The organism is Sphingomonas sp. (assembly GCF_050725575.1).
Taxonomy (GTDB): domain Bacteria; phylum Pseudomonadota; class Alphaproteobacteria; order Sphingomonadales; family Sphingomonadaceae; genus Sphingomonas.
The window spans coordinates 1-24212 of sequence record NZ_JBOHHW010000062.1; the positions used below are offsets into that span (position 1 = coordinate 1).

Annotated in this window: 27 protein-coding genes and 2 pseudogenes; 2 read left to right on the top strand and 27 right to left on the bottom strand. The window is 63.9% G+C overall.

All coding sequences use genetic code 11. The annotated features are described in order from the left end of the window. From ACRECS_RS24725 to ACRECS_RS24735, 3 genes and pseudogenes are all read right to left on the bottom strand, one after another. A pseudogene (locus ACRECS_RS24725) lies at positions 1-254 on the bottom strand (glutathione transferase GstA); the annotation flags it as partial. Then, on the bottom strand, positions 251-1048 hold the full coding sequence (locus ACRECS_RS24730) for a sensor histidine kinase (protein WP_431585632.1): 798 nt from the start codon (positions 1046-1048) through the stop codon (positions 251-253). The gene ACRECS_RS24730 and the pseudogene ACRECS_RS24725, both read right to left, overlap by 4 nt. Before the next feature lie 121 nt (positions 1049-1169). Beyond that, entirely contained in the window at positions 1170-1937 is a 768-nt protein-coding gene (locus tag ACRECS_RS24735; RefSeq protein ID WP_431585633.1) for an SDR family oxidoreductase, read from the bottom strand. A 341-nt stretch (positions 1938-2278) separates the two neighbouring features. Here ACRECS_RS24735 and ACRECS_RS24740 point away from each other — a divergent pair, with 341 nt between their 5' ends. Further along, positions 2279-3100 carry an alpha/beta fold hydrolase gene (locus tag ACRECS_RS24740; RefSeq protein WP_431585634.1) on the top strand — a complete coding sequence of 274 codons (822 nt, stop codon included), beginning with the start codon at positions 2279-2281 and terminating at the stop codon, positions 3098-3100. Between the two features lie 38 nt (positions 3101-3138). Here ACRECS_RS24740 and ACRECS_RS24745 read toward each other — a convergent pair whose 3' ends face one another. The 8 genes from ACRECS_RS24745 to ACRECS_RS24780 all read right to left on the bottom strand — a co-directional run bounded on the left by ACRECS_RS24745 (position 3139) and on the right by ACRECS_RS24780 (position 10383). Then, on the bottom strand, positions 3139-4833 hold the full coding sequence (locus ACRECS_RS24745) for a PAS domain-containing sensor histidine kinase (RefSeq protein ID WP_431585635.1): 1695 nt from the start codon (positions 4831-4833) through the stop codon (positions 3139-3141). Beyond that, on the bottom strand, positions 4830-5249 hold the full coding sequence (locus tag ACRECS_RS24750; RefSeq protein ID WP_431585636.1) for a response regulator transcription factor: 420 nt from the start codon (positions 5247-5249) through the stop codon (positions 4830-4832). The genes ACRECS_RS24745 and ACRECS_RS24750 overlap by 4 nt, the downstream gene beginning before the upstream one ends. Before the next feature lie 46 nt (positions 5250-5295). After that, positions 5296-5943, bottom strand: coding sequence for a response regulator transcription factor (locus ACRECS_RS24755; RefSeq protein ID WP_431585637.1), 648 nt, complete (start codon positions 5941-5943; stop codon positions 5296-5298). Continuing rightward, positions 5940-6488, bottom strand: a complete 549-nt coding sequence (locus ACRECS_RS24760) for an RrF2 family transcriptional regulator (protein WP_431585638.1) — start codon at positions 6486-6488, stop codon at positions 5940-5942. Before ACRECS_RS24760 ends, ACRECS_RS24755 begins: the two co-directional genes overlap by 4 nt. A gap of 71 nt (positions 6489-6559) precedes the next feature. After that, complete coding sequence (locus ACRECS_RS24765) at positions 6560-7816, bottom strand: cytochrome b (protein ID WP_431585639.1); 1257 nt, start codon at positions 7814-7816, stop codon at positions 6560-6562. Positions 7817-7988: 172 nt separating this feature from the next. Further along, a complete protein-coding gene (locus tag ACRECS_RS24770) occupies positions 7989-8738 on the bottom strand; it encodes an SDR family oxidoreductase (protein ID WP_431585640.1) in 750 nt (249 codons plus the stop codon). A 256-nt stretch (positions 8739-8994) separates the two neighbouring features. Further along, positions 8995-9975: an Atxe2 family lasso peptide isopeptidase gene (locus tag ACRECS_RS24775; protein ID WP_431585641.1), complete on the bottom strand. Its 981-nt coding sequence runs from the start codon at positions 9973-9975 to the stop codon at positions 8995-8997. 39 nt (positions 9976-10014) lie between these two features. Further along, a complete protein-coding gene (locus tag ACRECS_RS24780; RefSeq protein WP_431585642.1) occupies positions 10015-10383 on the bottom strand; it encodes a hypothetical protein in 369 nt (122 codons plus the stop codon). Between the two features lie 47 nt (positions 10384-10430). Between ACRECS_RS24780 and ACRECS_RS24785 the strand changes: the two genes are divergently transcribed. Continuing rightward, a complete protein-coding gene (locus ACRECS_RS24785) occupies positions 10431-10772 on the top strand; it encodes a hypothetical protein (protein ID WP_431585643.1) in 342 nt (113 codons plus the stop codon). 24 nt (positions 10773-10796) lie between these two features. Here the strand turns inward: ACRECS_RS24785 and ACRECS_RS24790 are convergent, their stop codons facing one another. The 16 genes and pseudogenes from ACRECS_RS24790 to ACRECS_RS24865 form a co-directional block, all read right to left on the bottom strand. Continuing rightward, positions 10797-11015 carry a helix-turn-helix transcriptional regulator gene (locus ACRECS_RS24790; protein ID WP_431585644.1) on the bottom strand — a complete coding sequence of 73 codons (219 nt, stop codon included), beginning with the start codon at positions 11013-11015 and terminating at the stop codon, positions 10797-10799. Next, complete coding sequence (locus ACRECS_RS24795) at positions 11012-11230, bottom strand: DUF2274 domain-containing protein (RefSeq protein WP_431585645.1); 219 nt, start codon at positions 11228-11230, stop codon at positions 11012-11014. Before ACRECS_RS24795 ends, ACRECS_RS24790 begins: the two co-directional genes overlap by 4 nt. A gap of 3 nt (positions 11231-11233) precedes the next feature. Further along, entirely contained in the window at positions 11234-12442 is a 1209-nt protein-coding gene (locus tag ACRECS_RS24800) for a TrbI/VirB10 family protein (protein ID WP_431585646.1), read from the bottom strand. Beyond that, positions 12439-13386, bottom strand: coding sequence for a P-type conjugative transfer protein TrbG (trbG, locus tag ACRECS_RS24805; RefSeq protein WP_431585647.1), 948 nt, complete (start codon positions 13384-13386; stop codon positions 12439-12441). Before trbG ends, ACRECS_RS24800 begins: the two co-directional genes overlap by 4 nt. Further along, a complete protein-coding gene (trbF, locus tag ACRECS_RS24810) occupies positions 13383-14183 on the bottom strand; it encodes a conjugal transfer protein TrbF (protein WP_431585661.1) in 801 nt (266 codons plus the stop codon). The genes trbG and trbF overlap by 4 nt, the downstream gene beginning before the upstream one ends. Next, positions 14183-15484 carry a P-type conjugative transfer protein TrbL gene (gene trbL, locus ACRECS_RS24815; protein ID WP_431585648.1) on the bottom strand — a complete coding sequence of 434 codons (1302 nt, stop codon included), beginning with the start codon at positions 15482-15484 and terminating at the stop codon, positions 14183-14185. The genes trbF and trbL overlap by 1 nt, the downstream gene beginning before the upstream one ends. A 116-nt stretch (positions 15485-15600) precedes the next feature. After that, on the bottom strand, positions 15601-16362 hold the full coding sequence (gene trbJ, locus ACRECS_RS24820; protein ID WP_431585662.1) for a P-type conjugative transfer protein TrbJ: 762 nt from the start codon (positions 16360-16362) through the stop codon (positions 15601-15603). 271 nt (positions 16363-16633) lie between these two features. Beyond that, on the bottom strand, positions 16634-16846 hold the full coding sequence (locus tag ACRECS_RS24825; protein WP_431585649.1) for a hypothetical protein: 213 nt from the start codon (positions 16844-16846) through the stop codon (positions 16634-16636). A gap of 316 nt (positions 16847-17162) precedes the next feature. Beyond that, a pseudogene (locus tag ACRECS_RS24830) lies at positions 17163-17324 on the bottom strand (transposase); the annotation flags it as partial. An 86-nt stretch (positions 17325-17410) separates the two neighbouring features. Further along, on the bottom strand, positions 17411-18451 hold the full coding sequence (locus tag ACRECS_RS24835) for a CaiB/BaiF CoA transferase family protein (protein WP_431585650.1): 1041 nt from the start codon (positions 18449-18451) through the stop codon (positions 17411-17413). Further along, on the bottom strand, positions 18451-19596 hold the full coding sequence (locus tag ACRECS_RS24840) for an acyl-CoA dehydrogenase family protein (protein ID WP_431585651.1): 1146 nt from the start codon (positions 19594-19596) through the stop codon (positions 18451-18453). Before ACRECS_RS24840 ends, ACRECS_RS24835 begins: the two co-directional genes overlap by 1 nt. 23 nt (positions 19597-19619) lie before the next feature. Continuing rightward, entirely contained in the window at positions 19620-20450 is an 831-nt protein-coding gene (locus ACRECS_RS24845) for an SDR family NAD(P)-dependent oxidoreductase (protein WP_431585652.1), read from the bottom strand. Between the two features lie 23 nt (positions 20451-20473). Continuing rightward, the gene (locus tag ACRECS_RS24850) at positions 20474-20893 is read right to left on the bottom strand and encodes a MaoC family dehydratase (protein WP_431585653.1); all 420 of its coding nucleotides are present in this window, start codon (positions 20891-20893) and stop codon (positions 20474-20476) included. 34 nt (positions 20894-20927) lie between these two features. Beyond that, positions 20928-21368 (bottom strand): MaoC family dehydratase N-terminal domain-containing protein, encoded by a 441-nt coding sequence (locus tag ACRECS_RS24855; RefSeq protein ID WP_431585654.1) that lies wholly within the window; start codon positions 21366-21368, stop codon positions 20928-20930. A gap of 15 nt (positions 21369-21383) precedes the next feature. Beyond that, the gene (locus ACRECS_RS24860; protein WP_431585655.1) at positions 21384-22568 is read right to left on the bottom strand and encodes a lipid-transfer protein; all 1185 of its coding nucleotides are present in this window, start codon (positions 22566-22568) and stop codon (positions 21384-21386) included. 29 nt (positions 22569-22597) lie between these two features. Next, positions 22598-24157 (bottom strand): acyl-CoA synthetase, encoded by a 1560-nt coding sequence (locus tag ACRECS_RS24865; RefSeq protein ID WP_431585656.1) that lies wholly within the window; start codon positions 24155-24157, stop codon positions 22598-22600. Positions 24158-24212: the final 55 nt, after the last annotated feature.

Consider the following 24212-nt stretch of genomic DNA (forward strand, 5'->3'; position numbering starts at 1 on the left):
GGGCCGCCCGGCCCTAGGGCGGGATCGCAGTCGGCGATGAACTCCAAGACCGCGATATTTTCGGTGATGGCGGCCCCGTCATCGAGCGCCAGCAGGGGAACGTAACCTCTGGGATTGATCGAGAGGTAGTCATATCCCTGCTCGGTGATCTTCGTCTTCATGTCGACGCGCTCGAACTCGGCGGCGAGCCCGGCTTCGTGAATCGAGATGCGGCCGGCAAGGCTGCAGGCGCCCGGCGCGTAGTACAGCTTCATCGCCCCGACTCGTCTCGCAAAGGGTTGGCGCCCGCAAATCGATCAGCGGCAATCGGTCCGGCGATGGCTGGCAATCGCAGTGTAATCGTGGTGCCGATGCCAAGCTCGCTCTCGATGGCGATCGTTCCATCGGCATCGCGAACGAAGCGTTCGACCATCGGCAAGCCGATTCCGCCCAGCCCGTCGGTCTTCGTCGTGAAGAAGGGATCGAAGACACGCGCGAGCCTGGCGCGGGACATACCCACGCCATCATCGAGGACGCGCAGCTCGACCTCGCCATGCCCCAGCGCCCGCGCGTCGATACTGACGATCCCGTTGCCGCCCATCGCGTCGCGGGCGTTGAGAACGAGGTTCAGGACGGCCCGCCGCAATCCGGTCGGATCGCAGCGCACTGCCGGCAGGTCCGGCGCGATATCAAGGTCGAGAATGAGACCGGGCCCGTCCATCGCCCCGACCAGCGTCACAACATCGGCGAGACATGCGGCAACGTCGCTTCGCAGGACCGCCATGGCCCGGTCGCGCAGGTGACCGACATTCTGCCGGACGATAGCGCCGGCGTGCTCCAGAGAAACCCGGGCGCGATGCAGCATCGGGCCGCTATCCGCGGGCGCCATATGGGGTGAACGCTCGACGATGTTGATCGCAGCAGACGCGATCTGGATCAGATTTCCGAGATCGTGAACGATACCCGCCGTCGCGAGTGACGCGGGTTCCCTTGCCGCGGCCACGTGCTCGCCTTCGCCCGAACGGAAATAGTCCGGATTGCCGGGCGCGGGCATCTGAAGAGCTTTCACGATCTGTGTCCTTTTCAAAAAATGGCTGCGGGGCGCGAAGGGGCGAGGCCCCACAGCCGCGGCGGTCAGGGTGCGCCCGCCGATCTCCTGATAAGATGGGTAGTCGCCGGAAAGCCGACGCCTATCGCGCCGGCGGCGGCGGCGGCGGAGCGTGGGTCAGCCACCAGTCGAGGCTCGTCGATCCCAGCCGGGCGCCGGCATCGGGAACGAGCGCGCGATCGCTCACCGCGACGCCGAAATAGGGCGCTGCCGGATCGCTGATCACCTCGTGCGCATCGCCGTCATGGGCAAGGACGCGGCGGATCGGTTCGTCCAGCGTGAAAATCTCGGGCCCGGCGACCTCGATCGTGCCGTTCAGTGGTGCCGCCAGCGCCGCTTCGACCATCGCAGCCGCGACATCCTGCGCCGCCATCGGCTGGAACTGGACAGGCGGCAGGCGAACGGCGCCGTCGACGACGGAGAATTGCGCGATGGTGCGCAGGAATTCGAAGAACTGTGTGGCGTGGACCAATGTGTACGGAATGGGCGACGCTTTGATCAGCCGTTCCTGCGCGAGCTTGGCGCGGAAATAGCCGCTGGCTTGCAGCCGCTCGGTGCCCACGACCGACAAGGCGACGTGATGCCGAACGCCCGCAGCCACTTCGGCAGCCGTCACATTGGCGCCGGCGGTCCGGAAGAAGTCCGTCGCAGCCTGTTCCTCGAACGATGGCGAGTTGGAGAGGTCCACCACCACATCGGCCCCGGCCATCACCTCGGCGAGCCCGTCGCCGGTGATGGTGTTGACACCGGTGCTCGGCGCGGCTGCGACCGCATCGTGATTCCGCTGTTTCAGCAGCTCGACCGTTTTCGAGCCGATCAGGCCCGTCCCGCCGATGACGATAATCTTCATGCTCTTCCCTTCCGCGCGTGGCCGGTAACGAGCTGGAGCATCGCCCGGATCGGTTCGACCAGCCATTGTGCGGATGGATGTCCGGCCCTCACTTATGGTGGGGTCACCCTCACCCTTGGTGCAGGTCTGACGCACCTCACGGCCGATCCAACCGTCTCTGCGCGCGCCTCCTGGCATCTCGCCGGTCCGCAGCCACGCCGCAGGTCGAGGGTTACCTCGTCCCCAGGGCGGGGTCGGGATAGCCGTCCGTGCAATCGTTAGCCCCCTCCCCCGGTCATAGGCGCTCCCTGCCCGAGGGCGTCCCGTGGCGGGCCGCCGGGCGCTCAATTGAGGAGGCCACCGTGCCCACGATCACGACCAAGGACGGACACGAAATCTACTATAAGGACTGGGGCGACGGCCCCGTTGTGACCTTTTCGCACGGCTGGCCGCTCAATTCGGATGCCTGGAGCATCCAGATGAACTTCCTGGCACAGAACGGTTTTCGCGCGATCGCGCACGACCGCCGCGGCCATGGCAAATCGGCTCAGACCGCAACGCGCAACGACATGGACGGCTATGCCGACGATCTCGCCCAGCTGATCGAGGCGCTCGACCTGCATGACATCACGATGGTCGGCCACTCGACCGGCGGCGGTGAAGTCGCGCGCTATATCGGCCGGCACGGCACAGGCCGGGTGGCCAAGGCGTTGCTACTTGGGGCGGTACCGCCAGTCATGGTCAAGAGCGAAACCAATCCGGACGGCTTGCCGATCGATGTGTTCGACGGCTTGCGCCGTGACATCCTCGCCAACCGCTCGCAATTCTACAGGGACTTTGCGATTCCCTTCTACAGTGCGAACCGCCCCGGCGCCCAGGTGTCGCAAAGCCTGCTCGACGAATTCTGGCTGCTGAGCATGCAGGCCGGCCTGAAGAACGCCCATGACTGCATCAAGGCGTTTTCGGAGACCGACTTCACCGACGACCTCAAGAAGTTCGACGTGCCAACCCTTATCGTCCACGGCGAAGACGACCAGATCGTGCCGATCCACGATTCCGCGCACAAGGCGGCCAAGCTGATCCAGGGCGCACAAACCATCTATTATCCTGGGCTCCCGCACGGCCTGACCGCCACCCACGCCGACCGGTTCAATGCCGATCTGCTTGCCTTTCTAAAGAGCTGAAAACCGCGTCGCCCGGTACCTGCGCCAGGTGCCGGGCGTCACGTCTTCCTGGCGGCCGGTAGCGCGAAGCGAAAGATCGCGCCCCCTTTTGGGTGGTTCGCAGCAACGATGCCGCCGCCGTGCGCCGTAATGATGGATTGGCAGATCGCCAGCCCGATCCCGATCCCTTCTTCCTTAGTGCTGAAGAAGCTGCCAAAAACGCGGCCGAGATCCTCGTTTGCGATGCCCGGACCGCCATCATGGATGGTAAGTTGGACGGTCCCGTCGAGTGCGGCGACCGTACTGACTTCGATCAGGCCCTCTTGCCCGGTCTGGGCCTGCACACCATTCAGCAGCAGATTGACGATCACCTGTTGTAGCTGAACGCGGTCCGCCACCACCAACGGCAGCCGGCGGCCGGACCTGACCGAAAGCTTGATCGAACGCGATTCAATCTCGTGGCGAACGAATTGCAGCGCTTCCTCGACGACTTCATTGAGGTCCAGCTCGACCCGCTCGGGCGGGCGCCGCGCCGCCATGGCGCGGATACGCTGGACGACGTCGCTGGCGCGCCTCGCACTGTCGACGATCCGTGTCGTGAGCTGATGGACCTTGGCGAGATTGGGCTCGGCTCGCGACATCCAGCGCAGGCTCGTTTCGGCATTGGTGACGATCGCTGAGAGCGGTTGATTCACTTCATGGGCGATCGACGTGGCGAGTTCGCCGAGCATCGAGATCCGCGTTGAGCGTGTGTAGTCGGCCTGCAACTGGCGCAGCTGCGCTTCGGTGCGGAGCCGGTCGGTGATGTCGATCAGGCTGATGAGCGTTACGTCCACCCGTTCCGGCGGCGTCGGATAGGTTACCGCCATCTCGACATCGCGCAAGCGCCCGTCGACCGTGCATATCTTGGTGATTTCGGCATGGGTCCGCTGCCCGGCAAAATGCGCAGTGATCACCCGCTTTGCCGTGTCGGCCGAGGCCGCGAACAGGAAATTGACCGGACCGATCAGATCTTCAACGCAACTCACACCGAACAGATTGAGCGCGTCGCGGTTGGCGTCGGTGACCTGAACGATGCCGCGCGAATGCCCGACAAGATCCGGATGCGCCTCGAGATAGGCGCCGATATCGGTAACGCCCTCTTCCCGGAGCTTGTCGAATATAACGGTCATTGGCCGGGAATCGACCTGGAGCAACGCACTGGGAAGATGATGGATCAGGCTGCGATACCGCTCTTCGCTCGCGCGCACGGACCAGAATGAGCGATCATCGGCCACGGTCCCGCCAACGGCGATGAAGACGATGTCGGGATGCGCCTCGTTCGTGGACACCTCGGCCCAGCCATCGCTGAAAGCAATTGACGTGATGGGTCGCGATCGGGGTGCTCCCGGAGGATAATTCGCGACGGCGGCCAGAATGAATTCAGCGCCGGTTTGCCAGCTCTCCGGCGGACAATAAGCGGTGAACGGTTGCCCAATCATCCGCGCCCGCCCGCCAACTTGCCCGAGGAAATGAAGATTATTCTCGTCGATGTCGGCGATGGTGACGCCCGCCAGCAGTCCCTCAACCCAATGGGTCGGACCATCGCCACGAGCGATCGCGGCAATGGTGGAACGCGCGGCCGATATATCGAGCGCCCACCAGGCTATCGTTTCGGCGAACAACATCGAGCCGTTCCGGGGCGGCACCAAGCGCTCCTGCCCCTTGCCGCTCGCTTGGTCGGGCTTTGTCATCGGAACAGGAGCGGTGCTCATCTTCCGATATTCCGGCTGTGCAGCGCGGCCTGCAATTCGAACAGCAATTCCTCATCGGCAACCGGCTTGGTGAACCAGGCCGCCGCCCCGCACGAAAGCGCCTGTTCGCGGGTCGCATCATTGACCGATGAGGTAATGAAGATCACGGGGATGGCCGAGCCACGGGCGCGCAGCCGTCGCTGGAGTTCGAGACCATCCATCTCTGGCATCCTGACGTCGGTAATGACGCAACCGAACTCCATACAATTCGCATCGGCCAGATAAGCGGCGCCGTTCTCGAAAACGCGCGCCGGTAATCCTTCTACCTGGAGCAGGTCGAAGAGCGCCTCGCGTACGGCCTGGTCGTCATCCACGATTGCGATCACAGACGGTTGGGACAATCGAACGGCCCTTACTGACATGGCCGGATTGGCCACCCCCGCATGTCGCTGAGTCAGAACCGGATTGAAACCATACCATGGTCTAGGTGGTCTGCTCGCGAAGTGTCACCGGCAGTGCACTCCAGACCCGGATGAGCTCCCCGATCGTCGATACTTCCATCTTCTTCATCACGCTGCTGCGATGCAGCTTGACGGTAACTTCAGTGATGCCGAGTTCGAACGCGGCCTGCTTGTTGAGCCGGCCCTGTGCAACGAGGTGGAAGACCTGCCGCTCGCGCGGCGTGAGGGTCGTGTAGCGATCGGCATATTCCTTCGCCACCCGCGCACCGGCTCGTTGCGCCACGTCGCGCTCGATCCCCATTGCAACGGCGTCGAGCAGCGACTGATCGCGGAACGGCTTGGTCAGAAAATCGACCGCACCGGCCTTCATTGCCTGCACCGTCATCGGAATGTCGCCATGTCCGGTCAGGAACACGATGGGCTTGAGATTGCCCGTCGCGGCGAAATGTTGCTGCAGATCGAGTCCGCTCGACCCGGGCATGCGGACATCGAGGACGAGGCAGCCGGGGCGCTCGGGCAGATTAGCCTCGAGCAACTCGCGTGTCGAACCGAAGCCCGCGGCCTCGATACCGACCGATAGCATCAATTCCTCGAGCGAGGTGCGGACGGCTTCGTCATCATCCACAATCACGACAAGGGGCCGCTCTTCTTCGATGGTCGCACTGTTCATGAAGGGACCTCCTCGCCGGACGACGGCTTTGACGACTTTCCGAGGCGTCCGTTCAGTCTGGTCGTGATCCAGCCCTCGACGTCGGACGAAAATTGGGAGGGTGCCTTGCTGGCGAACGATTGCCCGATATCGGCCAGCGACTGGCTCGCCAATGTGTCGCGCATCGCCTTTTCCGCGCGCAGCATGACGACATGCACCGCGCAAACTCCTCCGGTCGCCCAATCGGGCGGCGCGCCGCCGAAAACCGCACAGCGCCCCCGGATCTCCTGGCAATCGAACAGCGGCTTGCGGCCTTCGATCGCGTCCACGATCTGCAGGATGCTGATGTCCTCCGGCGCACGGGCTAGGAGATATCCGCCGCGCACACCGCCAGATGCGTGGACGATTCCGGCCTTTTCGAGCTTGGGAAAGATTTTGGCGAGGAAGCTGTGCGAAATGCCTTGAAGATCGGCAAGATCGCGACTGCTGAGCGGTTTGCCGTCGGACCCGGCCAGCCACAAGAGGCAGTGAACCCCGTATTCAACACTGACTGTTAGATGCGCCATAATACGGACAATATCAGTCCGCGTTATCGCGCGCAATTCCAAACGTCCATGAGTCGGACGTCGAAGCGCCGCTAGCCATCGACGGACAACACAGCCGCGGTGATCGAGCTGGGCAAGGTTTGCGGTTTTTCGAACCGCGCGATCAGCGGCAGGATGATCAGGAAATGCGCGAAGTAATAGGCCGCCGCGATCTGCGAGAGGATCAGATAAAGCGGTTCGGCCGGCGCTCCACCGCAATAGCCGAGCACCAGCACGCACGGCACCAGACCGAACCAGAAGAACTTGCGGAACAGCGGACGATAGTGCCCCGATCGCACCGGTGAAGGGTCGAGCCACGGCAAGAAGAAGAGCAGGACGATCGAGGTGAACATCGCCAGCACGCCCCACAATTTGGCCGGCAGGATGAAGTCGACGGTGAACGATCGCAGGATCGCGTAGAACGGCCAGAAATACCATTCAGGCACGATGTGCGCCGGGGTCGAGAGCGGGTTGGCCGGGATGTAATTGTCCGGATGGCCGAGCGCATCGGGCCAGAAGAAGATCAACGTGGCGAACAATGTCATTGCCACCGCCAGACTGAATCCGTCCTTCGCGGTGTAATAGGGATGGAAGGGCACCGTGTCCTGCGGCCCTTTGACGTCGACGCCGGTGGGATTGTTCGATCCCGGAATATGGATCGTCCAGACGTGCAGGATCGCCACGCCGGCAATCACGAACGGCAGCAGGTAATGGAGCGCGAAGAAGCGGTTCAAGGTCGCATTGTCAGGCGTGTAGCCGCCCAGCAGCCAGGTCTGGATTGGCTTGCCGATCACCGGGATCGCACCGAACAGCCCGGTGATGACTTGCGCGCCCCAGAAACTCATCTGCCCCCAGGGAAGGACGTACCCCATGAATGCGGTGGCCATCAGCAGCAAGAGGATGACCAGTCCGATCAGCCAGACCATCTCGCGCGGCGCCTTGTACGAGCCGAAATAGAGGCCGCGGAACATGTGGATATAAACCGAGATGAAGAACAGCGACGCGCCGTTCATATGGGCATAGCGAATCAACCAGCCGCTGTTGACGTCGCGCATGATGTGGATGACGCGATCGAAAGCGACATCTGTATTCGCCGCATAGTGCATCGCGAGCACGATGCCGGTGACGATCTGGATGAGCAGCGCGGCGCCGTTCAGAACGCCGAAATTCCAGAAATAATTGAGGTTGCGCGGCACCGGATAGCCGCCGCCGGTCGCGTTGTAGACGAAACGCGGCAGCGGCAGCTTCTCGTCGATCCAGCGCGTCACCGGATGCTTCGGCTGATATCGCTTGGCCCAGGGAAAGCTCATGAGCGCCACCAATCCTTCTGGAGTGCGGGTGGGGCCGCCATCTTGCGCGGCGGCAGAAACGATCCGGCCGCCGCCCCAGACCAGGGCGTCACGGTTTCGCCGTGGACAACCCAACTGCCGGATGGGCTGCAGAGGCGGCGCTCGACGATCATCGGAACAGACGACCGGCACATCACAGCAATGCCATGCCGCCATCGACGCGAAGGTTGACGCCGGTGATGAAGCTGCTGGCATCCGAGGCGAGGAACAAAGCAGCTTCCGCCACTTCCTCCGGTCGGCCGAACCGGCCGAGCGGGATTGCCGCGGCCATCCCCGCTTCGAATGCCTCGAGCTGGTCGGGCGGCACGCCGAGCTTATTGACGATGTCGGTATCGGTCGGCCCGGGGCTCAGCACATTGACGCGAATCCCCCGTGCCTTGAGCTCGATTGCCCAGGTTCGCGCGAAGGCGCCGATCGCCGCTTTCGACCCGGCATAGACGGCATGGCCATCCAGTACCTTCTCGCTGGCCAGCGACCCGGTCAGGATGATCGCCCCGCCGTCGCGCATGATCGGCAACATCTTCTGCACGCCGAAAAACGTGCCGCGCGCGTTCACTGCAAACTGCGCGTCATATTCCGCTTCCACGACCTCCGCGGAGTGGCGAATGGTAATGATCCCGGCATTTGCGATGTAGATGTCGAGCGCACCGAAGTGCACGGCGATCTCTTCCGCGACCCGGTCGTGATGCGCGGCATCCGCGACGTCGCCGACCAGTCCCAGCGTTCCCCGTCCAATGTCAGCGGCGGCTTTTTCCACCAAATCGCCACGGCGACCGGTGATCGCGATCTGCGCACCTTCGGAGGCGAGGCGCTTTGCCGTCACCAACCCGATGCCGCTGCTTCCGCCGGTGATCAGTGCCGTCTTGCCGGTAAGTAATGCCATTGACGCGGCGCCTTTCAGGTTGTGCGCCAAAAAGATAACGGCCGCCACCGCCGGCAAAACCTATGCGTAGGTCGAGCCTACCTAAGATGAAGGATCAGGCCGATGCGGTTCCAAGTGTTGGTTCGCCCCGTCAATCGACCTGGCCAGGCCAAACCTGCGCAGCACGCGCGGTTGCCGCAGAGGGCAGACAATCGCGGATCGGCACGGCGGTGGACCGAAACTCTCACCGACGGGATCCGAGCGACTGGTTTGATTGTCAGCACCGGCTCGTAGTGCGCAGCGCGCGCCAGCGGATATATTGCGCGATCTTGCCCGGATCGGAGTCCTCGCGCCCATTAAACCAAAAATCGAACCAGTCGAGATTGCGCTGGTAGATCGCCAGGCGATGCGCGGGTTGCCATTTGATATGATGCTCGTCGGGAAAGACGTACATCTCGACCGGCCAGCCATTTTCCCGAAGCGCGGTGAACGCCGGCAGCGCGAACAGATATTCGTCGTCGGCAAGCTGCATCAGGACGGGCACCTTGGCCCCGGCGGCATTGAGCGACAAGGCAAGCGGACGCCAGACATCGGGGCTGTCCTGCGAGAAAGCCGGAAAGCCTTGGCGGCGCATGCGGTCGGCATAAGCGATGCCGCCCGTCACCATGGCCGTCGTCGCATCGAAACAACAGGTGCTGAGTGCCGCGGCGGTGAACAGGCGGCTGTTGACCATCGCCCAGGCGGCGGTGGTCGCCCCGTCGCTCAGCCCGGTGATCGCGATCCGGTTCGGATCGATCGCGCCCTGCGCGACGGCCAGCTTGATACCCGTCTCGATCGAGGAGAGTTGGCTCCTGCGCTCCGCCCAGTTCCGGTAGTTGGCGGCATTGGCGTCCTCGAACGTCTTGATCCCCGGCTCTAGCGTGGCGACGATCGGCGGCTTGTCGACGCTCAGCACGGCAAAGCCGCGCGCCGCAAACACGAAGATCGGATATTCGTCGCCGGTCGCGCCGCGCAGGAAACCATCGCTTTGATATTGCGTGACGATTAGCGGCAAGCGCGTCCCTGGCCAATAGTCTGGCGGCAGGACGAGATCGCCGCGCGCCTCAAGGCCGCGATCATTCTTCCAGGTGAGCGGCACGACCTGGCCGAGCCGGAGCGACGCGAAGTCCGGATTGGGATCGTAGAGCGGGTGACCCGACCGCTCGCCGGGTCGAGCAGGACGATCGCGCGCGGCGTCCGCGCGGTTTCTCGCGTGCACACCAACAGAGCTCCCGCCGGGGCGCAGCCTTCGATCCAGTCACGGGTTAGCAGGATGCGCCGGGTCATTGCCGGGACGCCAGGCATAGAGCGCATGTTCCCCCCTCGCCCAGCCTTCGCGGCGCAGGAACAGGAAGCTGGCCGCACCGTTCGGCCACAGCCCGACCGCCCCGCCCCGGCAACTGGCTGCATCGCAGGCGATGCTCGTGCCGTTCGCCGCCCTGACCCGAAGCAATGGCGGCGCCAGCGGCGCGTCGACGACGGGTTCGACCCAGGCACGCAGGCCGTCATCTGTTTTTGCGGCGAGCGGCGGGACAGAACGCTGTTCGAACGCAGCCGCCTCCGGTTCGCCTGCCGGGCGCGCCCGCCCGGTCGCCGCATCGACAGTGAAGAGGCGATCCTCCCCCAATCATCGGATCGCATCGAGTTGCGTCCGTCGTGGGGGAGACGCCGGCTATGCCGACTACCCTATGGTTTTTTTCGCTGGTCGGGCGGATCGCTCGTCAACACGATCCCACGATCGGAATCGTCCCGCAGTACCAGCCCAAACGTGGCAGCGATCGTCCGCGTAAAGCCATCGGGATCGTCGCGGCGGAAGGCACCGGTCAGGCGGCGGCGCGGGAGGGATTCGAACTAACCCCGCAAGCCATTGTTCTTCCCAGCCTTCCGATCGACGAATTTCTCGTGGTACCACGGAATGTACTACGAAAAATTTCGCCTAAAAACCGAAGCTTGGTGCCTCAGTCCGAATCCGTGCGCCTCTATCGAACCACGGTACATCGTCAGGTTTGCGGATAGATTTCTGGCGATGGAAAGTGCGTTTCAGACGCGTCGCTTCTTGCCTTCAAAACCGTCTTTCACGTCGTCGATCCATGCGACGAGTTCGCGCTCGCTCCAACGCGATGCCGCCGACGACAATTTATAGGGAGCCGGAAATTTACCCTCCCCGATCAAACGATAGATCATCGATTTGCCCAGACCCGCGCGACGCTTGACCTCGTCGAGCTTGAGGAAGCGCTCAGGCGCGTCCGGGTCGCTCATTTTCGGGCGGCCCGCGAACGGACGAACATCCGATCGCTTTCGAGGAAAGCCTCGAGCATCGCCGGAATGAGTTCCGCGACAGGCTCTTCGCGACCATAGGTCTGCACATAGAGCGCGGCATATTCGGTCAATGCCGCATGCAGTTCGGGCATCATCGCAATAGTCAACTTCACCGGCGTGCGGTCGGGCAGCTTGGCAAGTTTCAGGTCGGCCATATCCTATTCCTGCTCGCGCCACGGCGCGAGGATGAGATCCTTGTGGACGACGAGGCGCACCGGCGCGCCGGGCCGGATGGTGATCGTCGGCTGGACGTTGAGATTGCGCATGGTGATCTGATCGCCGGCGCGCCCGACATTGTCCTGGGTCGAACGGCGGATAGCCTGGACCAGATCGCCATCCCCGGCGAACGCGAGTTCGGAGCTCACACCGAGTAGGGTCGACAACGCAACGCCCTTGATCAGCTGCCAGCTATGGAGGTCGACTCTGTCTTCGAGTCCGGCATAGCCAGACGGATCGGTCGCGGGAACATTATCGAGGCGCAACGAACTGCCGTCCGGCAGGACGATCCGCTGCCAGACGATGAGCGCGCGCTTCTGGCCGAACGCCACCACGCTATCATAGCTGCCGATCAGCCGCGCGCCTTGCGGGATCAGCAATATCCGGCCGCTCGCACTGTCATAGACGCGCTCGGTGACCTGCGCCGTTATCAGTCCCGGCAAGTCGGAACGCAGGCCGGTAATCAGGCTGGCGGAGATGACACTTCCCGCCGAGAGCAGATAGGGCGACGGCGACGGAATAAGCGCGTGCGGATTGATGTCGCCGCGCGGGACGCTCGCCGCCATGAAATCGGCCTTGCGCTGCTGATTGCTCGGATCATTGGCGGGATCGAGCGCGAGCTTGGCACCGGCCGTTGCAGTCGGCGCCGGCGTGTCGGCCCGCGAACCGACGTTGTCAGGCGGCGGGGCCTGCGCGCGCGACACGAGAATGCCGGATTCCCGCGCGGCTTTTCGTTCCGTCAGCAACCGTTCGCGTTCGGCAGCTGCCGCCTGGCCCGCGGGGTCGGGAACACCGCCCTGCCCTTCGGTTGCCAACTGGCGCTGCCGCTCAAGGATCGGTCGGCCGAGATCGCCGGGGAGCGGCGGCCCCAGCTTGGGGACATCACCGTAGCTCGACGGGAGCCCGCTTAGCGCATCGGACGGCGCCTTGCCGCCCGGCTGCGATAACTCTTCTTCCTGCGCGACTTGCCGAAATACCGTCGGTTTGAGCGCCATCCAGGTCACGGCGGTGATGCTCACCGAGCCGAGCGCCGCGATCGCAACGATGACGCCACGCCGGAAGCGAATGGCGCGCTGCGGCCTTGCGCGGATCGCGAGCGTTTCGGGGTTCACCTTCGGCGGGGCCGCGACGTCGGGCGGAATGTCGGTCATGACCGGCGTCCCTTCGCACCGGGCGCAGCGCGAGTGATGCGCACGATGTCCTGATACTTCAGGCCAAGGCGCAGCTCCGCCGCGGCGAACAGCCGGTCGACGACATAGAAGCGACCCTGCAGCCGGTAATTGACGAGTTGGGCGTCGTTCTTCGCGTCGATGAGGAACAGCGGGGGTGCCTCGCCCTGGCCGAGGTTCGCGGGAAATTCGATATAGGTCTGCCGACCGTCGTCGAAGGCCCGTAGCGGCCGCCATGCCGGACGATCGCCCGTGATCGCATAGTCGAAATGGAGCTGCGCGGGCGCAATGCCAGTGGCGATGGGCGTCGCTGCACGCTGCTCGTCCTCGGTGCGCTTCAAGGCGATCAGCGCGTCTTGCGGATAGGTCCATGAGACCGCGACCATTGCCGTGCCGGCCGTGCTGGCAAGGGTCAGATGGTAGGTGCGCCGGTCGGTGGTGACGACGAGGTTGGTCGAAAGCCCGGCGGCGAACGGCTTCACCAGGATATGCGTGCGCTTGTCGGCTGAAGCGCCGCTTGTCGTGTCGCCGATGATCCAGCGCACCGTGTCGCCGGCGGCGACGGCGACCAGCGCTTCACCGGGTTGAAGCGCCAGGTCGGTGACGCGCTCGGGCGCCGCATAGACCTGATAGAGGCCGCCATCGGCAAACGGATAGACTTGCACCGCATTGATAAAGCCGGGTGCGGCAGGTTTGACCGTGGCCGCGCGGTTCGCCGCGCGCACCGCGATCTCGGCGGGCGAGGATCGACGGGGCGGCCGGGGCCGACGCGGCGCGGCGCGAACCGGCCCGGGCTTGACGGTCGGCGCGGGTGCGGCCGCAGTCGGCGCGGCCGTCACAGGCGTGGGCGATTGCTGCGCTTCTGCCGGCACATTCAGCGCAAACAGCGGCAAGACGAGGATCGGCATCAGTGAACGGTGCGTCATTGCTGGTTCTCCAGGCTGGTGGAATTGACTGGTGCGGCGGCGAGACCGGGGTCGAGCGCGGATCCGGAAGGCACGGAAGCCGGCGGTGCCGGCGGCTGGGCGGACGCGCCCGGCACATCAAGTTCCCGGCTCCAGTCGACCGCATCGACATAGATGCCGAGCGGGTTCTTGCGCAGCACGTCGGCGGTCGCCGGCGTCTTGGTCGTGATGGTGAGGATCGCGGTCCAGTTCGACCGCCCCGCCACCGATCCGCGCTCGAACGCCGTCTCGCTCCATTTGACCTGGAACGACTTGTCCGAGGCCCGCACCACGCTGGTCACCTGGACGATGGTCGTGCGTTCGCCGAGATTGTCGAACGGCTTCGCGCCACGGGCATAATCGCCGAGAAACTGGCTGCCGCGCCGGGTCGTGAAGTCATAGGCGTCGAGCCAGTCCTGACGCATCACCACCGGATCGAGCGTGATCGTGCGAACGTTGCGGATGAACCGCGCCAGATGCCAAGCGATCTGCGGATCGGTCGGGCGAAAGGCGGCCTCGGCCTCGGTCACTGCCCGCGCTTCGCCGAGCCGATCGACCTCGACCACATAGGGCACGACGCGGCTCTGGACCGACTGCCACAGCACCCCTGCCCCAAGGCCGAAGGACAATGCGAGGCTGCCGAACGCCATCAGCCGCCAGTTGCGCGCCTGGACGCGGGCGGAACCGATCCGCTCGTCCCAGAGCTGTCCCGCACGCTGATACGGCGTCTCGGGCTCGGGGGTTCGGCCGTAGCCCTGGACGGCCCGTTTGAAGATCATCATTCATCCCTTTCCTTGATGTCGGGGGTGACGGCGGCGCCCCCGCGATCGCCTTGCTGAACGGCATGAAGCGCGACCTGCTGGTGATGCCGCGCCGACTGCTCGCTGCGCAGGTTCCGCGCCCAGCCAGGCGCGCCGCCGCCGTCGCCGGTGGGCGTCGACGAAGGCGCGTTATGTTCGTTGAGCGCATTCCACGCGGCCTGACGGCCGCTGCTCGCCGCTTCGCCCAAGCCAAGCGCGCTCGACATGCGCATGCGAGCGGCGTTGCCGGCTGCCTGGGCGACCCCGCCGAGACCGGCCGCCATGTTCGGCGACGCGCCGGTCTCCTTGCCGAGCGAATAGGCGGTGGATGCGGCCGATCCCATGCTGGTGCCGGCGCGAATCGCGCCGAGCGCCGCGCCGCCGAGCGCGCGGGCAGCGCCGACCGTCGCCCCGCCTGCCAGCATCGCGGCGCCGGCTGCGCCGGCTACCGTGCCGAGCGCTGCCCCCGCCCCGAGCTGCGGCGCGCCGGAGACGAGCCCGCTGGCGATGCCGGGGCCGAAGATGCCAAGGCCGAACAAAGCCAGCGCGCCGAGCGCGAGGCTCATCGCTGCGCCGAGATCGGCATCCTGCCCCTGCATCGACTGGGTGAATTCGGCAAAGAAACTGGAGCCGATCCCGACGATCACGGCCAGCACCATGACCTTGATGCCGGAGCTGACGACATTGCCGAGCACGCGCTCGGCGAGGAAGCTGGTGCGGTTCCACAACGCGAACGGCACGAGGATGAAGCCGGCGAGGCTCGTCAGCTTGAACTCGATGATCGTGACGAACATCTGCACCGAGAGGATGAAGAAGGAGAGGATCACGATTGCCCAGGCGATCAGCAGCACGGCGATCGTCAGGAAATTGTCGAAGAAGCCCACGAACCCCGAATAGTTCGCCATCTGGGCGAGCAGCGGCCACGCCGCCGAAAAGCCGGTCGAGGCGACCTTGCCCGGCCGCAGCAGATCGTCCGCGGTCATCGTCCCGCCGCCGGCAGTCAGGCCGGCCTGGGCGAAGGATTTGAAGATGATATCGGCGAGCGTCGAGAAGCTGTTCAGGATGAACGCGAAGGCGCCGACATAGAGGATCTTCTTGATGAGCCTGCCGAGCACATTGTCCTCGCCGCCCATCGCCCAGAACAGACCGGCGAGTGTGATGTCGATGCCGATCAAGGTGGCGGTGAGGAAGTGGACATCGCCGCCGAGCAGGCCGAATCCGCTGTCGATGTAGCGGACAAAGGCCTGCATGAAGCGGTCGATCACGCCGAGATCGTTCAAGGCACGGTTCCTCTCGGTTGCGCAAAAAAAGCCGCGGAGCGCGAACGGGGAGCGGGGTTTGCGCTCCGCGACAGACGACGGCGGCGGGGCGACCGCCGTCGCAGGAACGGCCTCGCCTAGTGAGGGGTGTAGGCGGTGCCGTTACCGAGGAATTTCTGAGTACGGCCCCGCGCATCGAGTTCGGATTGATTGCGCCGAGCGGCATCAGTCGTCTCGGCGCGATACTGCGCAGCCATCAGGGTCTGGATCTGGAACTGCTGCTTGGCGACGAGCGCGAGCAACTGATTGGTCGCCTGCTGCGCCTGCAGCGAACCTTGCGCTCCCTGGCTCTTGGCGGCGAGCGTCGCGAGCAGGGGCTGATCGGCAGCGACATTCTCAACCACCTGCGATTGGACCGACATGGTCTGCCGGAACGCCGCCATCGCGGTGTCGAGCCGGCCCTTGGCGTTTTGGACTTGCTGGTTGCCGGTCAGCGCGGCGTTGAAGTCGCTTGGGTAGAGACTGCGGAATTGTTGATCCAGCCCGGCGACCCGGAAGTCGATCCCTTGCGCCTGCCCCATCAGCCGGTCGATCTGCTGAAGCTTCTGGGTCAGCTGCTGCACCTCCGGAAAGTCGATCCGGGTCAGGTTTTTCGCCTGATTGGCGATCATCTGCGCTTCGTTCTGAAGCGACTGGATCTGGTTGTTGATCTGCTGCAGCGAGCGGGCGGCAGTCAGCAGGTTCTGGCTGTAGTTCGTCGGATCGAACACCGTGAACTGGGCGTATGCGGGCGAGCCGGCGAAGGTGACTCCCATGGCGAGGGAGCCGACGGCGCCGAGCGCGAGGACGGACGCGATCAGATTTTTGCGGACATTCGGTCGTGCAGAAGAGCGAAGCATGGAGCGATTCCCTGAAAGACGTTGAAGCCTTCGAAGGATCGCAAATTGATCGCGAAGCGGGAGACGCTGTCCGGTGACAGAACGCCCCCCTCCGGTGAATTTCACCATCGACATATCCGAGTTTGACGGAATCGATATCGCAACCCGGGTTTGGGCCGATTGCTGTGGCAATCGGCCTCACCGCTGTTTTTTCCGTTCGGGGAGTTTCAGAAGCCGTCGAGCACGATCTTGCCGATCGCGCGACCGCTCTCCGCTAGCTTGTGGGCTTGCTTCAGATTCTCGGCATTGATCGGGATGCCCGGTGCATCATCGTGGTCCGCAGCACATCTTGGTCGATCAACGCCGACACCTCTTCGAGTATCTCGTGCTGGGCAATCATGTCGCCGGTCTCATAAGCGGAACATGTGAACATGAACTCCCAGGAGGCTGGGATCGACTTGCGCTTGAACGTGACGATATCAAAATGATCGGGATCGTCGATCATCGCAAGATGCCCCTGCGGCGCGATGATCTTGGGGAACAGTGAAAGATTTCGCACGCTGGCGGTAAGACTGGCGACATAATCGACTTCGGGAATGCCGATACGGTGGAGTTCAGCGGGCCCGTGGAAATTCCCGAAAGCAGACGCTCATTGGTTCGCGCATGGCCTGCGAACCGAATGACTATAATTGGGACATTTCTGCCATTCGGCGCGCTTCCCGCGAACGGCAGCGCCCAACCAACACCGGACATCCAAGCTGCGCTGGAACGGTGGCTCGGAACGGGAATAACTGGGCCGGCTGTGGACTGTCGGCTTTCGGATATTCGACAGGTGCATCGCGCCATCGCAGGCCGTTACGAATTACGAAGATGATGCCGCTGATGATCCGACGATCATCGACCCGCGGCACGCCGTGCGACAGCGGAAAATACGGCTCGATCCGGCGCATCTGCGCCTCCGATAGCCAGATCAGATCACTCATCGCAGCACCTCCTCGTGCCGCCATTGAATCAATCGATCTCCATCTCCGCAAGCAATTTAATAGGTCCTGAACCTAGGACGTTGATATTAGGCCGCGCTAAATCGCGGAGCAGGTGCAACTATTGTTGTTCCATCCATTGCGCTCTTATAGGTTTCCCGCGCCATGTTGTGCGGGTGCCGGGCCGCTTCGGAGAGTTCGAGCACCGGCGCGAAGCAAGCGTCGCTTCCTTCCAGCGCGTCGCACCATTGATCGCGGGTGCGGGTCAGGAATTGCGCCGCCACACGCTGCTTGAGCGCGGGCCATTGCGCCTTATCATGCTGGGTCGCGGGATCGACATCCTCGAAACCAAGCTTCTCGAGCAGCAACGCATAGAATTGCGGCTCGAGCGCGCCGATCGTGACGAAGCGGCCATCGGCGCATCGATAGGCATCGTAAAACGGGGAATCGTGGAAGGGGCTTGGCTCGGTCCCTTCCAGCTGGCCATTGGCGTGGAGCCAATGCGTGATCATCCCGAGCATCGCGACGATATCGACTATCGCGGCATCGACGACCCGGCCCCGGCCGGTCGCGCGCGCATCAAGCAGCGCGCAGGCGATGCCGAAGGCTAGGCCCAGCGCGCCATTGGCGTCGCCCAGCACCGTCGGCGGGATGATCGGCGCGTGGCCGTCTCGCCGCGACAGCGCCAGGATCCCGGTCAGCGCGACATAGTTGAGATCATGCCCTGCCGCCTGCGCCAGCGGGCCCGTCTGCCCCCAACCGGTCATCCGGCCATAGACGATTCGCGAATTCCGCGCGGCGCACGCGGCCGGTCCGAGTCCGAGACGCTCCATCACGCCCGGCCGGTTGGCTTCGATCAGCGCATCGGACTGCGCCACCAAGTCGAGCGCCTGTTCGACGCCGCCGGGCGATTTAAGGTCGATCGGCACGATCTTCTTGCCCAGCCGCAACGGGTTCTCGACTGACCCGCCCAACAGCTCGGCAACCGCAACCGGACTGGGTCGGACGATCGCGGTGACGTCCGCCCCCATGCCGGCGAGAATCCGGCCCGCAACGGGGCCGGGCCCGATGCCCTCGAACTCGACGATGCGAATCCCGGCCAGGGGCAAATGGATGGGGGCGTGTGTCATCACAGCGTCCGCGCGATGAGATCTTTCATGATCTCGGTCGTGCCGCCGTAAATGCGCTGCACGCGCGCATCGGCGTAGAGCCGGGCGATCGGATATTCGGCCATATAGCCATAGCCGCCGAACAGCTGAAGGCACTCATCGAGCACCTTGCACGCCTGCTCGGTACACCAATATTTGGCCATATAGGCGGCGCTGGTATCGAGATTGCCGTCGATCAACCGCTGGATGCAATCATTGACGAAGCTGCGCGCGATGTGCGCGATCGTTGCGACTTCGGCCAGTTTGAACCGCGTGTTCTGGAAGTCATAGACCGACTGGCCGAACGCCTTGCGCTGTTTGGTATAGTCGAGCGTCAGTTCGAGCGCGCGCTCCATTACGGCAACGGACCCGACCGCAATCAGCAACCGCTCATAAGGCAATTGGCCCATGAGTTGCGCAAAGCCGTGGCCTTCCTCGCCGCCGAGCAGATTGTCCGCAGGCACGCGCACCCCGTCAAAGAAGAGTTCGGCGGTGTCGGAGGCGTGCTGGCCGATTTTTTCGAGGCGGCGGCCGATCCGGAAGCCCTCGAGATTCTCCGTCTCAAGCACCATCAGGGAGATGCCGCGGCTCCCTTCGCCGCCGGTCCGCGCGACGACGATTAGCAGGTTGCTGGTATAGCCATTGGTGATGAAGGTCTTGGCGCCGTCGATGACATAATCGTCACCGTCGCGCCGCGCCTTGGTCTTGATCGCCTTGAGGTCGGATCCCGCGCCGGGCTCGGTCATCGCGATAGCGACCAACATTTCGCCGCTCACCAGTTTCGGCAACCAGCGTCGCTTCTGCGCGTCGGTCCCAAATTCGCGGATATAGTGCGAGGCGATGGTGTGGACGGCGGTATTGCCGGGCACTTCGGCCTTGGAGAGCTCGTCCTGGACGACGAGCTGATAGGCGAGCGTCGCTCCCGCGCCGCCATATTCCTCATCGAACTCGGGCAGCAAGAATCCCATTTCGCCAAAGGGACGCCAGATTTCGCGTGGGACGAAACCCTGTTCACGCCATTGGTCGAGGTGTGGCGCCATTTCCGCCGCGATGTAACGACGTGCCTGCTCGCGGAATGTCTCGATGGAATCGCCCATCCAGAGATGATTGTAAGTCGGTGGCAACATTGCCAAAATCCTCTCTGTATGCGTCAGATGCCTGTGATGCCGCCGGTGCACATCAGCGTTTCCCCGCTGACGAAATCGGACTCCGGAATGCACAGCAGATAGACCGCGCCCGCCGCCTCTTCGGGCGTGCCGCCGCGGCCGAGCGGGATCGTGCGCTCCATCGCGTCGAGCAGGTCGGCATTGACCCCGACTTTGATCTCGCGGCCGTCGATGGAGGCGGTGCCGCCCTCGGCCGTACTGCCGGTTAACCGGGTCATGATCAGGCCAAAGGCGACGCAATTGACCGTGGTGTTCAGCCGGCCCCACTCCTTCGCCAGCGTTTTGGTCATGCCGGTGATGCCCGCCTTGCCCGCGGCGTAGTTGATCTGCCCGGCGTTGCCGAACAGACCGGCGACCGACGAGATGTTGACGATCTTGCGCACCCGGCGTTCGCCCGCTTCTAGCTCGGTTTTCGAGAGGTTGCGGATGACCGGCTGGGCGGCGCGCAGAATGCGGAACGGCGCGGTCAGATGGACGTCGATGATCGCGTACCATTGCTCGTCCGTCATTTTCTGGACGACGCTGTCCCAGGTATAGCCGGCGTTGTTGACGATGATGTCGAGCCCGCCGAACGCTTCGACTGCGGTGCCCACAAAGCGTTCGGCGAAATCGGGCGCGGTGACGCTGCCCGGACAGGAGACCGCTTTGCCGCCCGCCGCGATAATCGCCGCGACGGTTTCGTTGGCGGGTTCGAGGTCGAGATCGTTGACCACGATTTGGGCACCTTCCGACGCCAGCTTCACCGCGATGGCGCGGCCGATCCCCCGGCCCGATCCGGTAACGAGCGCGACTTTTCCTTCAAGCTTCCGTGTCATCCGTCATTCCTTCGACTATGGCTTCAGCCGAGCGCGACCAGCGCCTCGCCCATGATCTTGATTTGTCCGAACTGGTTCGCGCTGCGGACCTCGATGCGCACGCAGCGCTCGCCGTCCTGCTCGAGCTTTTCGAGCACGCGGCCGGTGCAGGTGATCGCGTTGCCGAGATGGGTGATGCCCTGGAACCGCACCGCAAATTGACGGAGCTGCGCTTGCGGCGCCCAGCCGGTGAGCAGCCGCGCAAGCCACGCCATTCCCAGCATGCCGTGCGCGAAGACATCTGGCATGCCCGCCTTGCGGGCAACGTCGATGTCGATATGCACCGCATTATGGTCGCCCGACGCACCGGCAAAGAGCGCCAGCATCGTCCGGTCGATGACGGGCAACGCCAGTGCGGGCAGCGCGTCGCCGATCCGGACTTGGTCGAATGTCGGTTGGGTCATCCGGCTGTCCTTCACGCTCCCGGCTCCTTCACGCTCAATGACGACAGACCAGGATCGAGCGCATCTCGGCGACGAGCTCCCCGGCCTGGTTGACGGCGCGCGCGGTCTTGACGACGAACTCGAGCGCGCCCTGTTTCTTGTCGTAGATGTCGTCGATCCTCGACCGCACGGTGATCGTGTCGCCGGCGCAGACCGACCGGTGGAATGTGAAACTCTGCTCACCATGGAGCAGCTTCCCGAGTGGAATCTCGAGATCGGCGAGCAACTGGTCGCTCACCCCGGAATCCAGTTCAGCTGCGAAAATGAAGGTCGGCGGCGCCAGCACATCGGCATAGCCCGCCGCCCGCGCGGCTTCCGGATCGAGGTGCAGCGGATCGGTCTCGCCAATCGCCCTGGCGAAGAATTGCAGGCGTGACCGGTCGATCGGCAACACCGATGCCGCAGTCTCGTGCCCGATCCATTTTTTGTCGATCATCGAACCGCATCCGGCTCAGACGCGTTCGTAGAGCGTGACGACGCAGGCGCCGCCCAGCCCGACATTATGCTGAAGCCCGAAGCGCGCGCCTTCGACCTGACGCTTGTCGGCACTGCCGCGCAGCTGCTCGACCAGTTCGGTGCATTGCGCGAGGCCCGTGGCGCCGAGCGGATGGCCTTTCGACAGCAGCCCGCCCGACGGGTTGGTCACAACCTTGCCGCCATATGTGTTGTCGCCATCGACAATGAATTTCTCGGCGCCGCCCGCAGGGCAGAGGCCGAGAGCTTCGTAGGTCAGCAACTCATTCTGGGCGAAGCAGTCGTGCAGCTCGACGGCGTCGATGTCCTCGGGTCCGATGCCGGCTGCTTCATAGACCAGGTTCGCCGCCTCGCGCGCCATGCCAACGCCGACGACCTGCCGCATATCGCCCGAGTCAAAGGACACCGGCCGATCGGTGGTCATCGCCTGCGCCTTGATCCGCACGCGCGCGTCGATCCCGTTCGTCTTGGCGAACTCGGGCGAGCAAAGGATCGCCGCCGCCGCACCGCACGTCGGCGGGCAGGCCATTAGCCGCGTCAATACACCCGGCCAGATCATCGGCGAGGCAAGGACGTCCTCCTCGGTCACAACCTGGCGGAACACCGCAAAGGGATTGTTCGCGGCGTGGCGGCTGGCTTTCGCGCGGATCTTGGCGAAGACATCGAGGCCGATACCGAATTCGCGCATATAGGCTTGGCCCGCACCGCCGAAATACCGCAGCGCGAGCGGGATATCGCTATTGCCAACCAGTGTTTCGGCGGCGGCGTCGAAGCGTTCGAACGGCGAAGGGCGATCGTCGAAATAGATGCCGAGCGCGCCCGGCTTCATTTGCTCGAAACCCAGCGCGAGGACGCAGTCGGCGGCGCCGCTCGCCACCGCTTGCCGGGCCAAGAAAAGCGCGGTGGAGCCGGTCGAGCAATTATTGTTGACGTTGACGACGGGAATGCCCGTCATGCCGACATCGTAAAGCGCGCGCTGGCCGCAGGTCGAATCCCCGTAGACGTAGCCCGCATAGGCTTGCTGCACCTTGTCATAGGCAAGGCCGGCATCGGCCAGCGCGATGCGGACCGCGGTAGCGGCCATGACGGGATAGGGCTCGTTCGCGCCCGGTTTGGTGAAGGCGATCATGCCGACGCCGGCAACCAATACTTCCTGTGACATGTTTGTCCTTTCTCGAATTCGGAGGCGGATCAGGCAACGTTGCGCGCGCGGCCCTGCCAAAAGGGGTCGCGCAGTTCGTTCTTGAGGATCTTTCCGGCGGCAGAGAGCGGCATCGCCTCGACGAAGCTGACGCTGCGCGGGCATTTGTAGGCAGCGATCAGCGTTCGGCAGTGCGCGATGATCTCTGTCTCGGTCGGATTTTCTGACGACCGTTTGACGACGATGGCGTGGACCGCTTCGCCCCACTCCGCGCTTGGTATGGCGATCACTGCGACAGCGGCGACGCCGGGATGCCGGGCGACCGCATTCTCGACTTCGGCGGAATAGACATTCTCGCCGCCGCTCACGACCATGTCCTTCATGCGGTCGACGATGAAGACAAAGCCGTCTTCGTCCATGTAGCCGCCGTCGCCGGTATGCATCCAGCCGTCGCGGATCGCCGCGGCAGTCAGCTCTGGCTGTTGCCAATATCCCAGCATGACGTTGGCGCCGCACACAATGATTTCGCCAACCGTGCCGCGCGGAACTTCCTGATCATCTGCATCGACGATCCTGACCTCGGTTCCGTACCCCGCTCGTCCGACCGATCGGATCTTGCCGAGCTTTCGGCCCTCCGCGCCATGGTAGAAAGGCGGGTTCAGCGCCCCCATCGGCGCCAGTTCCGTCATGCCATAGGCATGGGTGAAGGCGACCTCCGGAAACGCGGCGATGACGCGGTCGAGCAAGGCTTCCGAAATCGGCGAGGCACCGTAGATAATCCCCTTAAGGCTGCTCAAGTCGTGATCCTCGCGCATCGCGGGATGATCGAGCAGCATCTGGATCATGGTCGGCACCAGCACGGTGGCGGTGACCCGGTCGCGCTCGACCGCTTCCACAAAGGCGAGCGGATCGAATGCGGGAATGATCGCATGGGTATTCCCCAGCATCCAATGCACCGCGGCGACGCAGAAGTCCGCGCAGTGGAACATCGGCGCGGCATGTAGGTAGATGCCATCACGCGGCGTCAGTTGCTCGGCGATGAGCGCGATCGTCGCCGAGCCGATATTGTCATGGCTCAGCATTACTCCCTTGGGAAAACCGGTCGTGCCGCCAGTGTAGAAGATCCCGGCCAGGTCTCCACCCCGCCGCATCATATCAGGGACAGGTGCTGCCGCAGCGACGAGGCCTTCATAGCCATGCATCCCGACCGGTACTTCCGCGTCGCCGCAATAGACGACCTCGCGCAGCGACGGCGCGGCCTGGCGCAATTGCGCGGCAAGCCCGCTATAGCGTTCGTCGATCAGCAGGATCGTCGTGCCGGAGTCCCGCAACGAATAGGCAATCTCGGCGGCAGACCAGCGAATATTGCAAGGGTTCAGCACACCGCCGCCCCACGGCACGGCGAACTGATATTCGAGATAGCGTTCTGAATTGAGCGACAACATCGCAACGCGGTCGCCCGGCTGCATCCCAAGGCGCTGCAACGCACCCGCAAGCCGAGTAACGCGATTGGCAAAGTCGCGATAGCTGCGATCACCACCGGCACAACGGACCGCTATGCTGTCCGGGTGGCGCTGAACCGCGCGATGCAGTGCGTAAGTCAGGTGCAAGATGCTCTCCTATAGCCGTCTCTGACGGCCGACCATTTCCATGGCTTGTCGGTGA

Excerpts from the sequence above, each read along its gene's own strand:
- trbJ (WP_431585662.1), bottom strand. The coding sequence starts at position 16,362 with ATGCTTCGCTCTTCTGCACGACCGAATGTCCGCAAAAATCTGATCGCG.
- ACRECS_RS24855 (WP_431585654.1), bottom strand. The coding sequence starts at position 21,368 with ATGATCGACAAAAAATGGATCGGGCACGAGACTGCGGCATCGGTGTTG.
- ACRECS_RS24745 (WP_431585635.1), bottom strand. The coding sequence starts at position 4,833 with ATGAGCACCGCTCCTGTTCCGATGACAAAGCCCGACCAAGCGAGCGGC.
- ACRECS_RS24850 (WP_431585653.1), bottom strand. The coding sequence starts at position 20,893 with ATGACCCAACCGACATTCGACCAAGTCCGGATCGGCGACGCGCTGCCC.
- ACRECS_RS24755 (WP_431585637.1), bottom strand. The coding sequence starts at position 5,943 with ATGAACAGTGCGACCATCGAAGAAGAGCGGCCCCTTGTCGTGATTGTG.
- ACRECS_RS24735 (WP_431585633.1), bottom strand. The coding sequence starts at position 1,937 with ATGAAGATTATCGTCATCGGCGGGACGGGCCTGATCGGCTCGAAAACG.
- ACRECS_RS24845 (WP_431585652.1), bottom strand. The coding sequence starts at position 20,450 with ATGACACGGAAGCTTGAAGGAAAAGTCGCGCTCGTTACCGGATCGGGC.
- ACRECS_RS24770 (WP_431585640.1), bottom strand. The coding sequence starts at position 8,738 with ATGGCATTACTTACCGGCAAGACGGCACTGATCACCGGCGGAAGCAGC.
- ACRECS_RS24790 (WP_431585644.1), bottom strand. The coding sequence starts at position 11,015 with ATGAGCGACCCGGACGCGCCTGAGCGCTTCCTCAAGCTCGACGAGGTC.
- trbF (WP_431585661.1), bottom strand. The coding sequence starts at position 14,183 with ATGATCTTCAAACGGGCCGTCCAGGGCTACGGCCGAACCCCCGAGCCC.
- ACRECS_RS24765 (WP_431585639.1), bottom strand. The coding sequence starts at position 7,816 with ATGAGCTTTCCCTGGGCCAAGCGATATCAGCCGAAGCATCCGGTGACG.
- ACRECS_RS24835 (WP_431585650.1), bottom strand. The coding sequence starts at position 18,451 with ATGACACACGCCCCCATCCATTTGCCCCTGGCCGGGATTCGCATCGTC.
- ACRECS_RS24760 (WP_431585638.1), bottom strand. The coding sequence starts at position 6,488 with ATGGCGCATCTAACAGTCAGTGTTGAATACGGGGTTCACTGCCTCTTG.
- ACRECS_RS24785 (WP_431585643.1), top strand. The coding sequence starts at position 10,431 with ATGCCGACTACCCTATGGTTTTTTTCGCTGGTCGGGCGGATCGCTCGT.
- ACRECS_RS24800 (WP_431585646.1), bottom strand. The coding sequence starts at position 12,442 with ATGACCGACATTCCGCCCGACGTCGCGGCCCCGCCGAAGGTGAACCCC.
- trbG (WP_431585647.1), bottom strand. The coding sequence starts at position 13,386 with ATGACGCACCGTTCACTGATGCCGATCCTCGTCTTGCCGCTGTTTGCG.
- ACRECS_RS24860 (WP_431585655.1), bottom strand. The coding sequence starts at position 22,568 with ATGTCACAGGAAGTATTGGTTGCCGGCGTCGGCATGATCGCCTTCACC.
- ACRECS_RS24840 (WP_431585651.1), bottom strand. The coding sequence starts at position 19,596 with ATGTTGCCACCGACTTACAATCATCTCTGGATGGGCGATTCCATCGAG.
- ACRECS_RS24825 (WP_431585649.1), bottom strand. The coding sequence starts at position 16,846 with ATGATCGACGATCCCGATCATTTTGATATCGTCACGTTCAAGCGCAAG.
- ACRECS_RS24795 (WP_431585645.1), bottom strand. The coding sequence starts at position 11,230 with ATGGCCGACCTGAAACTTGCCAAGCTGCCCGACCGCACGCCGGTGAAG.